General features: G+C 44.2%; 16 protein-coding genes. 3 read left to right on the top strand and 13 right to left on the bottom strand.

The features are described from left to right. Positions 1-5: 5 nt before the first annotated feature. From tsaC to glnA, 5 genes are all read right to left on the bottom strand, one after another. Entirely contained in the window at positions 6-563 is a 558-nt protein-coding gene (gene tsaC / locus DK187_RS07530) for an L-threonylcarbamoyladenylate synthase type 1 TsaC (protein ID WP_111606734.1), read from the bottom strand. A 200-nt stretch (positions 564-763) separates the two neighbouring features. Further along, positions 764-1,144, bottom strand: coding sequence for a DUF3461 family protein (locus tag DK187_RS07535; RefSeq protein ID WP_111606735.1), 381 nt, complete (start codon positions 1,142-1,144; stop codon positions 764-766). Between the two features lie 151 nt (positions 1,145-1,295). Beyond that, entirely contained in the window at positions 1,296-2,729 is a 1,434-nt protein-coding gene (gene ntrC, locus DK187_RS07540) for a nitrogen regulation protein NR(I) (protein WP_111606736.1), read from the bottom strand. Then, on the bottom strand, positions 2,726-3,811 hold the full coding sequence (gene glnL, locus DK187_RS07545; protein ID WP_111606842.1) for a nitrogen regulation protein NR(II): 1,086 nt from the start codon (positions 3,809-3,811) through the stop codon (positions 2,726-2,728). Before glnL ends, ntrC begins: the two co-directional genes overlap by 4 nt. A 272-nt stretch (positions 3,812-4,083) precedes the next feature. Then, on the bottom strand, positions 4,084-5,490 hold the full coding sequence (gene glnA, locus DK187_RS07550; RefSeq protein WP_111606737.1) for a glutamate--ammonia ligase: 1,407 nt from the start codon (positions 5,488-5,490) through the stop codon (positions 4,084-4,086). Positions 5,491-5,823: 333 nt separating this feature from the next. On the opposite strand from glnA, the gene thiI reads away from it, so the two are divergent. The 3 genes from thiI (at position 5,824) to dtd (ending at position 9,960) form a co-directional block, all read left to right on the top strand. Beyond that, entirely contained in the window at positions 5,824-7,275 is a 1,452-nt protein-coding gene (thiI, locus tag DK187_RS07555) for a tRNA uracil 4-sulfurtransferase ThiI (protein WP_111606738.1), read from the top strand. 251 nt (positions 7,276-7,526) lie between these two features. Then, positions 7,527-9,347: a translational GTPase TypA gene (gene typA / locus DK187_RS07560; protein WP_111606739.1), complete on the top strand. Its 1,821-nt coding sequence runs from the start codon at positions 7,527-7,529 to the stop codon at positions 9,345-9,347. A 178-nt stretch (positions 9,348-9,525) separates the two neighbouring features. Further along, entirely contained in the window at positions 9,526-9,960 is a 435-nt protein-coding gene (dtd, locus tag DK187_RS07565) for a D-aminoacyl-tRNA deacylase (RefSeq protein ID WP_111606740.1), read from the top strand. 18 nt (positions 9,961-9,978) lie between these two features. Here dtd and lhpI read toward each other — a convergent pair whose 3' ends face one another. The 8 genes from lhpI to DK187_RS07605 form a co-directional block, all read right to left on the bottom strand. Further along, positions 9,979-10,929: a bifunctional Delta(1)-pyrroline-2-carboxylate/Delta(1)-piperideine-2-carboxylate reductase gene (lhpI, locus tag DK187_RS07570; protein WP_111606741.1), complete on the bottom strand. Its 951-nt coding sequence runs from the start codon at positions 10,927-10,929 to the stop codon at positions 9,979-9,981. A gap of 158 nt (positions 10,930-11,087) precedes the next feature. Then, on the bottom strand, positions 11,088-11,858 hold the full coding sequence (gene tatC / locus DK187_RS07575; protein WP_111606742.1) for a twin-arginine translocase subunit TatC: 771 nt from the start codon (positions 11,856-11,858) through the stop codon (positions 11,088-11,090). Positions 11,859-11,901: 43 nt separating this feature from the next. Then, positions 11,902-12,312 (bottom strand): Sec-independent protein translocase protein TatB, encoded by a 411-nt coding sequence (gene tatB / locus DK187_RS07580; RefSeq protein ID WP_111606743.1) that lies wholly within the window; start codon positions 12,310-12,312, stop codon positions 11,902-11,904. A gap of 3 nt (positions 12,313-12,315) precedes the next feature. Further along, on the bottom strand, positions 12,316-12,534 hold the full coding sequence (gene tatA, locus DK187_RS07585) for a Sec-independent protein translocase subunit TatA (RefSeq protein WP_111606744.1): 219 nt from the start codon (positions 12,532-12,534) through the stop codon (positions 12,316-12,318). A gap of 15 nt (positions 12,535-12,549) precedes the next feature. Next, entirely contained in the window at positions 12,550-12,882 is a 333-nt protein-coding gene (locus DK187_RS07590) for a phosphoribosyl-ATP diphosphatase (protein WP_111606745.1), read from the bottom strand. A gap of 16 nt (positions 12,883-12,898) precedes the next feature. After that, entirely contained in the window at positions 12,899-14,542 is a 1,644-nt protein-coding gene (ubiB, locus tag DK187_RS07595; protein ID WP_111606746.1) for a ubiquinone biosynthesis regulatory protein kinase UbiB, read from the bottom strand. A gap of 2 nt (positions 14,543-14,544) precedes the next feature. Then, positions 14,545-15,300 (bottom strand): bifunctional demethylmenaquinone methyltransferase/2-methoxy-6-polyprenyl-1,4-benzoquinol methylase UbiE, encoded by a 756-nt coding sequence (gene ubiE / locus DK187_RS07600; protein WP_111606747.1) that lies wholly within the window; start codon positions 15,298-15,300, stop codon positions 14,545-14,547. Between the two features lie 103 nt (positions 15,301-15,403). Further along, complete coding sequence (locus tag DK187_RS07605) at positions 15,404-16,933, bottom strand: GGDEF domain-containing protein (protein ID WP_111606748.1); 1,530 nt, start codon at positions 16,931-16,933, stop codon at positions 15,404-15,406. Between the last annotated feature and the right edge of the window lie 7 nt (positions 16,934-16,940).

Genomic DNA, 16,940 nt, shown 5'->3' on the forward strand with positions numbered 1-16,940 from the left:
AATCGCTAAACACGAAACAGTTGGTCTGTTAGGATGTCTCTCACTTGAGAAGGTTTTGATGCGCCGCCTAAAGGGGCATGATAAATGGCGTCTATTTTATCCCCAAAATAGGCGTGTACTTCTTCCGCGCTAAGGGCTGGCTCCAGTCCTGCGGGGTTCGCTGAAGTCGACACGATTACCCCTTGAAACGCCTGACAAAGGCGTTGCACAGGTAGGTGTTGAGAAAGGCGAATAGCAACACTCTGATGCTCTCCTCTTACCCAGCTGGGTGTAATATGTGTATCAGGCACAACCCAAGACGTGGGTGTGTCGTTCACACTGATCAGGCGCTGTGCGGCATGAGCGTCTAGGGTCTCGAGCCAAGGTGTCAACTCTTCTTGTGCACCAGCAATCAAGATTAGCCCTTTTTCTTCCGGACGCGATTTTAACGTCAAAATACGTCTTACCGCTGCTTCGTTAAAAGGGTCACAACCCAATCCCCAGACTGCTTCTGTTGGGTAAGCAATGACGCCGCCATTGCGGATAATGTCAGCAAGTTCAGAGGTAGAGGTAACAAGATGCATAAATTCAGACTCAAACGACTTTATATAAGGGATTTTTAGAGACACTAACACACGCGAAACATCACACAATGATCTTTTGCAGAACGCAGGATTGTAGCGGGATTTTTGCTGTCGGGCTAGCAAGCACTTTCTCTTGATGCTGGATTGAGTAAGCAATCCAGCTAAAAAAGAAAATGCTAGCTGCAGACATTAGCAGGAAATTATTCCATGGCTTGAATTTTTGTCTTTATTTCTTCGATCTTGCTGTTGACCACTTTTTCTAAATGTTCCAACTCTTTGATCAAATCTTCTTTAGTGGCTTTGCTTTCATGTTGTTTGCCAACAATCTTTTCTAGCTCTTCCATTGCACGTAACACAATGAGAGACGGTTCTTGTACTTGTCGATAAGTTTGTTGACCGCCATCGGCTAGAACAGTTTTGGTTGAGCGACCAAATTTAAACTTTTTGCTTTTAGGTAGTAGAGACCCTTTTTCACGACGGTAATAAATTTTTAATACGTCGTGTCCGCCTTCGTAACGCAAAGTAAATTTTTCAATGTCCTGTATGCTGGTGATACCCATGGACTGAAGTGTTGGATACATAACCATTTTCCCGTTTATTAGTGATCATTTAATAGTCTTTAATTAGTAGGGGATTGTGTCGGTAAAAGCAAGTCCAAAATAGTGGAAAACGGAGATAATGCAGGCAAATCATGAATAGATTGACCTGCATTACTTTTTTCATCGGGATGTTTTAATCTTCGTCGTGTTCCGCGTGGTCAATGTTTAGCTCCTTGATTTTTCGAGTCAAGGTGTTGCGTCCCCAACCCAATAACAACGAGGCGTCTCGTCTGCGTCCACCAGTATGGGCAAGAGCGGTTTCGATCATAATTCGCTCAAACTTTGGTACAGCTTGATCTAGAATGCCTTTTTGCCCTGTGGCTAGGGTGTTATCTACCCAGTTTTTAAGCGCTTCTTCCCATGAAGCAAAAGGTTGTTCATGAGGAACCGCGGCAAGTAGTTCAGGGGGCAAATCTTCCACCAAAACTTCACGGCCAGACGCCATAACGATTAACCAGCGGCAGGTGTTTTCTAATTGGCGAACGTTACCAGGCCAGTCAAGTTGAGTCAGATAGTTTTCTGTTTCTTTGGTCAGCTGCTTTGGCTCAACGGCTAGCTCTTCTGCGGCGCGACTTAAGAAATGACGGGCTAATTTGGGAATATCCTCGCGTCTTTCTGCGAGTTTAGGTAAATGAATTCGAATGACGTTTAGGCGATGAAACAAATCCTCACGAAATGATCCTTTCTGTACCAGATTTTCTAGGTTTTGGTGGGTGGCGGCGATGATTCGAACATCCACTTTAACGGGAGTGTGACCCCCCACTCGATAAAATTCACCATCCGCTAGGACGCGCAGCAGGCGGGTTTGCGTTTCTGCCGGCATGTCACCAATTTCGTCCAAAAAGAGAGTGCCGCCGTTGGCTTGTTCGAAACGACCGCGACGTTGTGTATTTGCCCCTGTGAAGGCGCCTTTTTCATGACCAAATAATTCCGATTCAATTAAATCGTGTGGAATGGCCGCCATATTAAGAGCGATAAAAGGATTAGCAGAACGAGGACTGTGGGTGTGCAAAGCCTGTGCGACGAGCTCCTTACCTGTTCCTGATTCACCGTTAATTAATACAGTAATATTCGATTTTGCGAGTCGGCCGATAGCACGAAACACTTCCTGCATAGCGGGTGCTTCACCGATAATTTCTTTGTCTACCTGCGGCTCGGCTTCAATTTCCATATTGTCCGTGCTAGGTCTGGCATTACGGTGGTGCAGCATAGCGCGTTTAACAAGACTGACGGCTTCTTCAACATCAAATGGCTTAGGTAAGTATTCAAATGCCCCACCTTGATAAGAAGCGACGGCACTTTCAAGATCAGAGTGTGCTGTCATGATGATGACAGGCAAATAGGGATGATCTTTTTGCAGTTTTTCTAACAGCTTTAAGCCATCCATACCCGGCATACGGATGTCACTGATAATGGCGCTTGGCTGTTCTTTATCAATCATATTGACAAGATTTTCAGCTGAATCAAACAGGCGACATTGAATCCCTTCTTGTTCTAACGTTTTCTCTAGTACCCAGCGAATAGAGCGATCGTCGTCAACAATCCATACGGTTTCTTCTGGTGTCATGAGTGTTTCTCCTGGTCTTGGACTGTCGTCTCAATGGGAATTAATATATTAAATTCGGTTTTTTTCGGGTAACTGTTGCATTCAATAATGCCATGGTGCTGATGAATAACGGATTGCGCGATAGACAGCCCTAAGCCTGTTCCATCGGCTCGTCCGCTGACCATGGGGTAAAAGAGGGTTTTGAGAATGGCTTCTGGAATACCTGGGCCATTATCAATAATGCTGATTTTGCATACCAAACGATGACGTTTAGAGCCGATGGTGAATTGGCGTAATGCACGTGTCACCATATGAATGGTTTTATGGCGGTTATCTTCATCATCCATCAGTGCTTGCATGGCGTTTCTGGTGATGTTGAGTAAAGCTTGTATAAGTTGAGATTCATCACCAATTAAGTCTGGAATGCTGGGGTCATAATCTCGAATCAATTCAACTTGGTTATCGGTTTCAACCGAAATGAGCTGTCTTACGCGTTCAATCACTTTGTGAATGTTGAGAGGTTTGTTTTTCGGCAGTTGTCGTGGCCCTAGGAGTCGGTCAACAAGGTCACGTAAACGATCTGATTCTTCAATGATGACCTGTGTGTAATCGTTCAATGCTTCGTCGGTGAAGGCGCGACTGATTAACTGTGCCGCCCCACGGATGCCTCCGAGTGGGTTTTTGATCTCATGTGCGAGTCCACGGACCAGCTCTTTACTGGTTTCATGGTTGGCAATGATTTCGTCTTCCTGCGAAATCCGTTTCATCCTGTCCCTAGGATAGAGTTCTATGATGATGCTTTCTGTATCGTTAGAGGTTCCCATGATCGGTGTGACGGTGTAGTCACAAAAAAGCTTTTTATTGTTATGACATTCTATTTCTGCTTCACGCTTAGTAAATGGATGGCCTGATTTGATAGCAGCGTACAGCGCTTGAATGCTGTCTTCGTCTTCGCGAAAAGCCGCACCTAAATCATTGCCATAAATTCGACGACGGCTGACAGCAAGTAACATTTCAGCAGCAGGATTTAAATATTCAATCTCTAGTTTGTCGCTCAGCTGAATAACGGCGGTAGATAAATGGTCGATTAATAAGCTATACACAGTATGTGCCTCATCTGTTGACTCCTGCATTTTTGTTGCTATTTAAAGTCTGCTTTTTCTATACGCTAGATTAATTGCAAAAAACGAACCAACATTGGGCATGATAAAACGGCTTGTTTGTTAAGGTTTTTATGTAAAGAAATTAATTTATAGCACCATTATAGTGCACTTGAATGGTCGCGTTTATTTTTGGGCAAAAAAAATCCGAAATATGCTCAAAAAAAAGCCTCGAACGAGGTCGAGGCTTTATGGTATTCGGATGCCTTTTGAGCTTACGCGCTGTAGTACAATTCAAACTCAAGTGGGTGAGTTGTCATAGACACACGGCGAGCTTCTGCTGTTTTCATAGCAATGTAAGCATCAATCATGTCGTCAGAGAATACACCGCCTTGTGTTAGGAATGCACGGCCTTCGTCTAGACATTTAAGTGCTTCTTCCAAGCTGCTTGCCACAGTAGGAATCGCCAATGCTTCTTCTGCTGGTAGGTCATACAAGTCTTTGTCTGCTGCATCGCCAGGGTGAATCTTGTTTTTGATACCATCAATACCAGCCATCAACATAGCAGCGAATGCTAGGTATGGGTTAGCGGTTGGATCAGGGAAACGCGCTTCAATACGTTTGCCTTTAGGGCTCGCAACGTATGGGATACGGATAGACGCTGAACGGTTGCGAGCTGAGTAAGCTAGCATAACTGGTGCTTCGAAGTGAGGCACAAGACGCTTGTAAGAGTTCGTTGAAGCGTTAGTGAACGCGTTCAACGCTTTAGCGTGCTTGATGATACCGCCGATGTAATAAAGCGCCATTTCAGATAGGCCAGCGTATTGGTCGCCAGCAAATTGGTTTTGGCCATCTTTCCAGAAAGATTGGTGAACGTGCATACCAGAACCGTTATCGCCAACGATTGGTTTTGGCATGAAAGTCGCTGTTTTTCCGTAAGCGTGAGCTACGTTGTGTACGCAGTACTTAAGGATTTGAACTTCGTCGGCTTTTTTAACGAGAGTGTTAAATTTAACACCGATTTCGTTTTGTCCAGCCGTTGCCACTTCGTGGTGGTGTACTTCAATAACAAGACCCATACTTTCCATAGCGTTACACATAGCGCCACGAAGATCGTGATGAGAATCAACTGGTGGTACTGGGAAATAGCCGCCTTTTACGAAAGGACGGTGGCCCATGTTGCCGCCTTCAAATTTCTTGTTAGAAGACCAAGCGGCTTCTTCAGAGTTGATCTCTACAGAACAACCTGACATGTCAGTTTTCCATTTTACATCATCAAAAATGAAGAATTCTGGCTCTGGACCGAAGAATGCTGTGTCGCCAAGACCTGTTGACTTAAGGAACTCTTCTGCGCGAAGGGCAACAGAACGAGGGTCGCGGTCATAACCTTGCATGGTAGAAGGTTCAATGATGTTACAACGAACGATAACCGTTGATTCTTCAGTGAAAGGGTCGATAACAGCGGTATCATCTTGAGGAGACATGATCATGTCGGATTCGTTAATGCCTTTCCAGCCAGTAATGGAAGAACCATCAAACATCTGACCGTTTTCAAAAAACTCTTCATCTACCGTAATAGCTGGAATAGTTACGTGTTGTTCTTTACCTTTAAAATCGGTAAAGCGAAGGTCAACCCACTTCGCGTCATGCTCAGCAATCAAGGCAAGGGTCTTGTTTGACATAATTGTTCTCCAGTCGTAGTGAAAGCGAAATTACTTTTCGTTTATAGAGTGCTTCAATATAAAGCGCCATTTGTCGAATATAAAGCATAACTTGTGCCAGAATTTTGTGCGGTCTAATAAACCCTTATATTACAATAGGATAACCATTTTAAATTTTTCAGTGCACTTATTGGTTGCCAAAAAAGGGCTTTAAAAAAGTCATAATGTATTATTTTGGTGCGATAAGGTGTGTCTTTGTTCATTGTTGGTGCGTTTTTGGTGTTTTCGTATCGAGACGCTTTTCTTTATAATATTCGTCTGTCTTTATAATCTCCGGTATGAATTGCATCTCCTATGAAATTTATTGTTAAGTTCTTTGCAGAAATCACTATCAAAAGTCGTCCTGTTAGAAAAGCGTTTATTAAGCAGCTTAAGCACAACATTAAGTTGGTGCTTAAAAAATATGACTCTGATGTGATTGTTTCGGGTAATTGGGACTTTATTGAGGTGTTTTCAGATAGGGAGGAGCGACGAGAAGATTTTATCCAGGCACTGTCCAACATTGCTGGCATCGCGCATTTTCAATATGTTCGCGAATTCCCGCTGACAGATCTTGATGATATTGTCGAGCAAGCGGCTGCTTCTTATGGGGATGTCATTAAAGGGGCTGTGTTTGCGGTTCGCGTAAAGCGTGTTGGTCAGCATGATTTTACTTCCATTGATGCGGAACGATACATTGGTGGTTGCTTGAGAGCTCGTTGTGGCGCTCTGGCAGTACGCTTAAAAGATCCTGAAGTATTGGTGCCTATTGATATTCGAGACAATCGAGTGTGGATGATTGAACAGCGAGTTAAAGGTCTTGGAGGATACCCACTTGGCTCCCAAGACCCTGTGTTATCATTGATGTCAGGTGGTTATGACTCAACAGTGAGCTCTTATTTGACCATGAGCCGTGGTTTGAAGACGCATTTTTGTTTTTTTAATCTCGGTGGCGATGCCCACGAAATAGGTGTTAAGCAAGTATCCAATTTTATTTGGGAAAAATACGGCTCGGCATTAAATGTGAAATTCATTACCGTACCTTTTGAAGCGGTTGTCGGTGAAATCTTAACCAAAGTCGACAATTCCGAAATGGGCGTTATTTTAAAACGCATGATGTTACGTGCTGCTTCTCAGTTAATGAAAGAGGTGGGGGCGAAAGCCCTAGTCACGGGGGAAAGTGTGGCTCAGGTATCTAGCCAAACGCTAATGAACTTAAAAGTGATTGATCAAGTGACGGAAGAATTGGTGTTACGTCCTTTGATTACCACGAATAAGCAGGAAATAATTGATAAGGCGATTGAGATTGGTACGGCTCCTTTTGCGGCCAGTATGCCGGAATTCTGTGGTGTTATTTCTGTAAAACCAACGACACGAGCAAAAATGCATCGTGTTGAAAAGCAAGAAGCCAATTTTAACTTTGAGGTTTTGGAACAGGCCATAGCGAATGCAAGCATTGTATCCATCCAGAATGTAATGGACGATGTGGCAAAACAATATCAAGGTGATGTGCCTGTGGTCCGCATGCCGGTTGGTGACGAAGTCATTATTGATATTCGCCACCCAGACGAAGTAAGTAATCGTCCACTAAAAGTCAGTGGTCGGCCTGTTAAAGCCATCCCCTTCTTTGCCTTAGAATCTAGCTGGAGCGATTTAGAGCGAGAGGTGACGCATTTATTGTATTGTGGCAAAGGTGTTATGAGTCGAATGCAAGCGTCTTATTTATTAGGCAAAGGGCACGGAAACGTAGGGGTCTATTTGCCCTGAATTTAACACTCTTACAAACGGTAGCATTTGTGTAGTAAAAAAATGTTATGGTTTATATACGCATGTGTATTATCGCTCTATTGAATTATTTAGAGGACTTTTTTTGTCACTTTAATGGGATATTGATCAATATAAGAGTATAATTGCGCGAATTTTACCCCGCACCAAGATTCGAGACGCTTGAAGGGCATACCTGTTCGTATCAAGCGGCGTTACATCTTTTTGCTCACGCTAAACGCAGAGAACTATAAATGTCTAATGATATCAATAAGTTACGTAACGTAGCTATTATTGCCCACGTTGACCATGGTAAAACAACCTTGGTTGATCAGCTATTAAGCCAATCTGGCACATTGGATCGTAAAGATCAAGGTTCTGAACGAATCATGGATTCTAACGACCAAGAAAAAGAACGTGGTATTACTATTTTGGCGAAAAACACGTCAATCATGTGGCACGACTACCGTATTAATATCGTAGACACACCTGGACACGCCGATTTTGGTGGTGAGGTTGAGCGTGTATTGTCTATGGTTGACTCTGTACTTTTGTTGGTTGACGCCGTTGATGGCCCAATGCCACAAACGCGTTTTGTAACGTCAAAAGCGTTTGAGCGTGGCCTTCGTCCTATCGTTGTTATCAACAAAATTGACCGTCCAGGTGCTCGTCCTGATTGGGTTATGGATCAAGTATTTGATTTGTTCGACAGCCTTGGTGCAACAGAAGAGCAGTTAGATTTCCCTGTGATTTACGCGTCTGCTATCAATGGTATTTCTGGTAATGATCCAGAGAACATGGCAGAAGACATGACACCGCTGTACCAAATGATTGTAGACAGTGTGCCTGTGCCAGATGTTGACCCAGATGGTATGTTCCAAATGCAGATTTCTGCATTGGATTACGATGCTTATGTAGGCGTTATCGGTATCGGCCGTATCACACGTGGTAGTTTGTCTCCAAACCAGCAGGTTGTTGTTAAGTCTGCCGATGGTAAAGAGCGTAAAGGTAAAGTACTAAACGTGAAGGGCTATCATGGTCTAGCACGTGTTGATACCGATAAAGCCGGTGCAGGTGATATCGTTTGTATCACGGGTATTGATGGCCTAAGTATCTCTGATACCTTGTGTAATCCTGATTGTGTGGAAGCATTGCCAGCCTTGTCAGTGGATGAGCCGACGGTTAGCATGACCTTCATGGTCAACGATTCTCCTTTTGCGGGTAAAGAAGGTAAATTTATTACCACTCGTAATATTGCAGATCGTCTTGATCGAGAGCTTATTCACAACGTAGCATTGCGTGTTCGCCAAGGCGAAACACCGGATAAATTTATTGTATCTGGTCGTGGCGAGTTGCATCTTTCCGTATTGATTGAAAACATGCGTCGTGAAGGCTTTGAGATGGGGGTTTCCCGTCCTGAAGTGGTTCAAAAAGAAGTCGATGGCAAAATCCAAGAACCTTTTGAGCGTGTCGTTATCGACGTTGAAGAGCAGCATCAAGGTTCTATCATGGAAGAGCTTGGTTTGCGTAAAGCGGAATTGACCAACATGGAACCCGATGGAAAAGGCCGTGTGCGTCTTGAATTCATGGCGCCTTCTCGTGGTCTAATCGGTTTCCGTGGTTTGTTCCTAACACTCACTTCTGGCTCTGGTATCATGACCAGCGTATTTGATCATTACGGTCCGGTAAAAGACGGTGATGTGGGTGGCCGTCAGAACGGTGTGTTGGTCAGCATGGTGACGGGTAAAACAGCCGCGTTTGCTTTGTTTAACCTACAAAGCCGTGGTCGTTTGTTCTTGGGTCACGCGGTTGAAGTATACGAAGGTCAGGTTATCGGTCTTCATTCACGCGATAATGACTTAACGGTTAACCCAGTTAAGGGTAAGCAGTTAACGAACATGCGTGCCTCTGGTACGGATGAAGCTTTGACCTTGACGCCACCGATTCGTCACACGCTTGAACAAGCACTTGAGTTTATCGAAGACGACGAGTTGGTAGAAGTGACGCCAGTCAGTATTCGTATTCGTAAAAAACTATTGACTGAAAACGAGCGTAAACGCGCTGGTCGTAAGTGATAGCGATTTTTGAAAAGGTATGAAAGTACCCTTTACAAAGAGCAGCAGCAAATGAATTCATGCAAATGAATTCGTGAGCGACAGAAGCGCCTTCGGGCGCTTTTGTTTTTTCTAAACTTTGTTAAAGTCAGGTGTTTTATTTAGCTGGGTAAGTATTAGTAAGTAAAGGGAGATAGGGATGAAAGTCTTGGTACAGCGAGCGTTAAAGGCGAGCGTTGTTGTTGATGGTGACATCATCGGCGCAATTGATCATGGTCAGCTAGTATTGGTCGGTATTGAGAAAGGTGATACCGAGACGGACACTCAAAGGCTGGCTGATAAATTGTTGAAGTACCGTATGTTTAGTGATGAAGAGGGCAAAATGAACTTAAATGTTCAGCAAGTCTCTGGTGGTGTCTTGTTGGTATCGCAATTTACCTTAGCGGCTGACACCAAGAAAGGTTTGCGTCCTGGCTTTTCGACGGCTGCTATTCCAGAAGAGGGAGAGCGCTTGTTTAATGACTTTGTGAATAAAGTGCGTGCTCAATACAGCAAGGTTGAAACAGGGCGCTTTGGGGCCGACATGAAAGTCTCTTTTACCAATGATGGCCCTGTTACCTTTATGCTTGACTAAGCCTTATATTTGATTGATTTACGGACGATTCAGTAACTGGTAAACATGATAGGCACTGGCCACATCGGCAAGGGCAGTGCCAACCGACTTAAATAAAGTGGTTTGGCTGTTGTTGAGTCGACCTTTTATTGTCCCATTACACAGCTGCGCAAGTTCACCTTGAAGGTGATCTTCCTTGATGCAGGCCTCCTCCAGTGGGATTAAAATATCCCCCGCTTCGTTTAATACATTCAAGAGGCTATCGACAATGACATGTGACATTTTAACGGTAGCGGAGTCGCATTCTCGACAGTGCCGATGGTGATTACCCACTAGATCTATATGAGTGCCAGCGGCAAGAGAAGCGCTTTTAAATAAGGGGGTTGGGCTGCCAGTGGCGCAACTGATGATATCGACGCCAGTAATCACCTCTTCGTAATGCACACACACCTCTACGTTAAGGTCAGGGCGAATACGTTTGATTTGTTGTTGTACCTTGCGCATTTTCTCTTCTGAGCGACCATGAACATAAATGGTATGAAGTGGTCGAACACTGGCATGGGCGAGTGCCATATAAGGCGCTAATTCTCCAGTGCCAAACAAGAGCAGTGTGCAGGCATCTTTCTTTGCCATATAGCTTGCAGCCAGAGCCGATACAGCCGCGGTTCGCCAATACGTTAGACTGGTGCCATCGACAAGGGCAAGCGGTGCGCCAGTTGGTCGAGAAAACAGTAACACTTGGGCGGCGACAGTGAGGCGTCCTTTGTCTGGGTTTTCTGGGTAATGAGTGAAGGACTTTACGCCCAATACTTCTTCTGTCCAAGCGGGAAGAACCGCAAACGTATCATGCTTATCCGCCGAGCCGCCGGGCAAAGGGTATATTTGTCTTTGTGGCATTCCAAAACTCTGCTGGAATGTTGTTTCAATCGCAGGAATCAGTGTCTCAAAGCTCAACACTTGGTTGACAGCATTCGCATTTATTATCTGCATAGCGGAAAAGCCTCTCAATATACGTTGGGTTATTCATCACAATAGCACTCTGGCATGAATCGATGAAGGCTCGTTTTGTTGAGAGAGGGCGGTGATATAGAAAAGAGCACCTAAACTCAGTCTAGGTGCTCTAAAAAATGATGCGTAAGTGTGAGGCTTTACTGAGTCGACTGAGCGCTTTCGCTTTGCTCTTCGCTACCATCAACAACCACTTTAACAGTGCGCCCCGCCAAAAGTCCCAATTCAAACAACAGCCACATAGGTATGGCGAGCAAGGTTTGCGAGAAAATATCAGGAGGCGTGATCAACATGCCAACAACAAAACAGCCTAGAAAAATATAAGGGCGTTTTTTTGATAACGCTGCGACAGTGGTTACACCTGCTTTGATGAGTAAGTAGGTGGCAACAGGAATTTCAAATGTCACACCAAACGCAAAGAAGAGTTTGAGAACGAAATTTAAATAATTATTAATGTCGGTCATGACAGTGACTTCACCAGGCCCTACGGTAGTGAAGAAGCCAAAAATCAATGGCAATACAATATAATAAGCAAACAACACGCCAGCATAAAAAAGGAAGATACTGGAGACGAGCAAAGGAATCGCAATTTGTTTTTCGTTCTTATACAAGGCGGGTGCAATAAAAGACCAAGCTTGGTACAAGGTGTAAGGCACGGACAACAAAACAGCGACAAAGAATGTTAGCTTTAGAGGCGCTAAAAAAGGCGAAGCGACTTCTGTTGCTATTAATGAGCTGCCAGGAGGTAGCAAAAGTCGTAATGGTTCAGACACAATAAGGTATAAGTCGTTGGCAAACGCATACAGACCAACAAATAAAATCAGTATTGCTAAAACCGATTTTAGTAAACGATTTCTAAGCTCGAGAAGATGAGCAACCAATGGGGCTTGATTTGAAGAATCTGTACTCATAATGCGTCACATGTCCGCGTATAGTTTGTCAAAGTTCGTTCCGTTAAGGGCGAGATGTGGTTTCAGGCGTTTTCTCTGTATGGCTGGCCGGTTGATCGATCTCTGTTGCTTTGTCTGCTTTTGGTTTATCTGATAACGGTGCTTTTTCTGCTTCGATGTTCGCTTGAGCGTCTTTATGCTCAGCAACAGGTTCTTGAGTTGCCATGGGTAAAATCGTGTTTTGAATCGCCCGTTCCTCTTTTAAAAGGCGTTGATTCGTTTCACTGATTTTTTGCTGCAGTTCCTCTTGGTCTAGCTGAGCATTAATTTCCCTTTGTACGGAATTAATGCTGCGCTTGATTTTACGCACCCACAACCCAGCCATTTTAGCGGCATGAGGCAAACGTTCGGGGCCGAGTACTAATAGGCCTACGACGAAAACAACCAGCAGTTCAGAAAAGCCAATGTCGAACACAGCTTAGGCGCTCTTATCGTCTTTTTTGACATCAGCATCAATCACTTTGTGCTGGGCGACTTTGTCATCTTCTGCTTTGTCGTCTTTATCAACGGCTTCTTTAAAGCCTTTTACGGCACCGCCTAGGTCTGACCCAAGGTTTTTAAGTTTTTTGGTGCCAAAGATAAGGATTAGGATGGCTAATACGATCAAAAGTTGCCAAATACTGATTCCACCGAACATATTTTTCTCCCGTTTTTATTTGTTACGATTGGCTTTTTCGTCTAAGCCAGACAAGTTGAATCGACGTGCTAATTCATCCAATATCGCCTCTGGGCCAATATCCAAATGAGATAGCATGACAAGTGTGTGAAACCAGAGATCTGCTGTTTCATAAATCAAATCAGACTTATCGCCAGAGATGACAGCGTCTTTCGCAGCAATGATGGTTTCAATGCTTTCTTCGCCTACCTTTTCTAGGATCTTATTTAATCCCTTTGCGTGTAGACTAGCAACATAAGAAGAATCTGCGGCGGCGGTTTTACGTTGTTCTAGAGTGGCTGCTAACTCAGCCAATACATCGGATCTCATTATAATCTCTCGAATGTTACGGTTTTAAGACAAGTAGGTAAAGGCCCACAAGAAATAAGCCTAGACTAGCTATATCAGCGGTTTGTAAGTGTTCTAGTGACTCAGGGTCTGTCACCATCCAAGCGCTTGCCAAACTCAATATGCCCAATAAACGAAAGGGGATATTTTTACGTCCTTTTTGTAATTCCTTACTAAGCTGCTCAATGGCTTGAGTTTGTGCCTGCATACGTTCTTCTTGATGAGACAGTTGTGACAATGCCGTATAAATCAGGTTAGGAATTTGTGGTAATTGGCCAGCCCACTGTGGTGCTTGTTTGCGCACTTCTTCCATGACACGTTTTGGCCCCATTTGTTCACTCATCCATTTTTCTAAGAAGGGCTTTGCCGTTACCCATAGATCCAAATCTGGGTACAGTTGACGCCCCAAACCTTCTATGTTCAATAACGTTTTTTCCAATAAAACCAATTGCGGTTGTACTTCCATGTTAAAGCGTCGTGCTGTTTGGAATAAGCCAATTAGCACTTGGCCAAAAGAAATGTCTTTCAGTGGTTTAGCAAACATGGGTTCACATACACTGCGGATAGCCGATTCAAAGGCGTGTACAGGAGTGCCTTTTGGTACCCAGCCACTTTCCACATGCAGTTCGGCGACTAAGCGGTAATCACGCTGAAAAAAGGCCAGAAGATTTCGTGCTAAGTAGCTCTTATCAGCGTCGTCTAGGCTGCCCATGATCGCGCAATCAATGGCGATATATTTCGGTTTCTTAGGGTTACTGACGTCAACAAAAATATTACCGGGATGCATATCAGCATGGAAGAAACTGTGTGAGAAAACTTGAGTGAAAAATATTTCAACACCACGTTCCGCCAAGCATTTCATGTCCACATTGGCTTTGTTCAGGGCCGCGATATCGGCAACAGGAATGCCTGAAATACGTTCCATCACCATGACATTGCGATGACTGAAATCCCAATACACTTGCGGCACATAAAGCAGATCGGAGTGAGTAAAGTTACGCTGCAATAAACCGGTATTGCCAGCTTCTTTGGCAAGGTCTAGCTCATCTAAAATCGTGTATTCGTAGTCGGTTACTACCTCTACTGGTCGTAAACGACGACCATCGGCGCTCATATTCGCCACAAGATGGGCTAAGGTGTAAAGCAAACGAATGTCTTTGCTAATGGTTTTTTCGATATCAGGGCGAATGACTTTCACCACCACTTCTTCGCCGGAATGCAACGTCGCCGTATGAACCTGAGCAATGGAGGCGGAAGCTAATGGGGTGGCTGAAAATTTAGCAAACAGTTCGGAAACTGGGGCTTTTAAATCTCTTTCAATAATGGCTTGAGCGACATGGCCCGGAAAAGCAGGCACTTTGTCCTGAAGCTTGGCCAGTTCATCAGCAATGTCGTCATCCAGTAAATCACGCCTAGTGGATAAAATTTGTCCGAATTTCACAAAAATAGGGCCCAGAGACTCTAGCGCCAGTCGCAGTCGCTCACCTCTATTTTGCTGTGCGCGTTTGCGGCCAATAGCGCACACAGCGCCAAGCGTATAACGAACGTACCAAGGCAGTAGACCAAAAGGAATAAAGACATCAAGGCGAAATCGAACGACGGTAAATACAATACGCAATAAGCGAAAAACACTGGTTAACATAACTAGAATTTAAATCCTTTATGAAGCGCAACAATGCCGCCGGTTAAGTTTTGGTAACTGGTACGCTCAAAACCAACATCATCCATCATGCTTTTTAGCGTTTCTTGGTCCGGATGCATGCGAATGGACTCAGCAAGATAGCGGTAACTGTCTGCGTCATTAGCGATCAACTTACCCATGGCTGGTAGCAAACGGAAAGAGTATTGATCGTAGACTTGTGATAAAAGTTCGGATTCAGGCTTAGAAAATTCAAGCACCAATAAACGTCCACCTGGCTTTAATACACGGTACATAGAGGCGAGTGCTTTGGATTTATCCGTCACATTGCGTAAACCAAAGGCAATGGTAATGCAGTCAAACGTATCGTCAGGAAATGGCAGCGCCTCGGCATTGGCTTGGACAAATTTAACGTTACCGACCACACCTTGGTTAGCAAGCTTATCACGACCGACTTTTAGCATAGAGTCGTTGATATCAGCGAGAATAACCTGACCTTGTGTGCCTACAAGACGAGAAAATTTAAGTGTTAAATCCCCCGTTCCGCCAGCGATATCAAGAACGCAATGCCCAGCGCGGACACCAGATTGACTAATAGTATGACGTTTCCAGAGGCGATGGATACCACCGGACATCAAGTCGTTCATGATGTCGTATTTTGCGGCTACGGAGTGAAAAACTTGTGCGACCGCTTTTACTTTTTCATCTGTCGGAATTTCTTTAAAGCCAAAGTCAGTGGTTTTTTTCTGATCGTCTTGCATAAACTACTTCATCCTACTGGCGTTATCATGCGCCATATTCTTTATTTAAGCGGTTATTGTAACCGCGTCGGCAAGGCACGGGTACTGCTTTATTTTATCCGTATTATTTATGTGCCATGACTTTATTTCGTCCGGCTTCTTTCGCTAAATAGAGCTGTTTGTCGGCTCTTGAGAACAAGGATTCTGGTTCTTCGTGAGTATGTAATTCCGCCACACCTATTGATACGGAGATAGAAATGGGTTCACCTTGCATATTAAAAGGGGCCTTGGCAACCGCAAGGCGGATGGCGTCTGCGCGTTCTATGGCTTGAGCGAGCGTGGTGTTGGGAAAGATAATAACGAACTCCTCACCACCATAACGAAATATCATATCAGCCTTGTGAAGAACACTGCGTATTTGTTTTGGTACCAGCCTAAGGACTTTGTCGCCCGCTAGATGCCCCCACGTGTCATTCACTTTTTTAAAATGGTCAATGTCACAAACGGCCAAACAAAGTGATTTTTGGGTTTTCTGTGTGACTTTGCACAAGGGCAAAATGGTGTCTTGGTAGGCCGTACGGTTCGGTAAGTCTGTTAGGGTGTCTGTCATCGCTTGGGCCAGTTTTTCTTGTAATAACGAGCGCAAGGATACCGTGTCTTTTTCCATCCGGGTGACTTTATTTTTAAGTAATGTGATGGACTGGGTGGCATGCTTTTCTTGCTCGACCATTTGGGTTTTGTATTCCGTCATGGTGTTAGAAATGGTCGATAATCTGTCATTAATAATGTTTTTCAGGCTATCAAGATCATCGGCACTGTTGACAGCTTTAGATGTGTCGTTCACTTGTTTTTGTAGCGTTGAACTAAATCCTTCACGGCTTTCCGATAAGGATTTCTGTGAAAAGTAGCTGCTGGAAATAGATTCGTTGATGCTCGCCAGTTGCTTATTGAGTTGATTAAGGTAATTGGTCAGACTTTCTTGGTTTTTGCCAATCGCAATCATAATCAGGCTGATAACTTCGTCCAGCAAGGTCGGTAGTTGCTGTAAATTATTATTGCCGAGTAGGGCTTTTTTTAAGTCGACAACGTCTTCGTCGTAATGACTAGGCAGGGATAAATTGTTCATGAGGCCTGCCAAAGTATGGCTAATTTGCATCATGATGTCTTGATCATTTTTTTGTGAGTCGCTTGTGCTACGGTTTCGATTGAATAAGCGTTTAAAAAACGAACTGCGTGCGGGATCGACTTCAGCTTGATTGAGGGTGTTTTCTGCTAGAGTAAGAAAGCCTTTTAACAGCTGAGGCCATTGCGAAGAAGACTGCCAATGTAAACGTATTTGCGCTTCGAGTTGCTTCTTTTCGTTTTGGGGGACGCGTTTACTTTCTTGCCTTTCAAGGAGGTTGATAAGTTCTTCTAAGGCGATTCGAATTTGTCTGGCTCGGTTTGCTAATGCCTCGTCGCTTTGAATTAATAGAGGCTCTGCATTGTTAAGAACCTCTTGTATCTCTTCAGCATTGGCGCCTTTGGTAATGGCTTGCCGTATTTGGCGTACGACGGAATCAAGTTTTGGGTCGTTTCCTTCAGCCAGCATACTGGTTCTAGAAACCGCTTTGCGTAACACTTCAATCAGTTTGTCACTGGATGATTCCGTCATATTGCCT

Origin of the sequence: Marinomonas arctica, assembly GCF_003259225.1 — a bacterium.
Lineage (GTDB): Bacteria > Pseudomonadota > Gammaproteobacteria > Pseudomonadales > Marinomonadaceae > Marinomonas > Marinomonas arctica.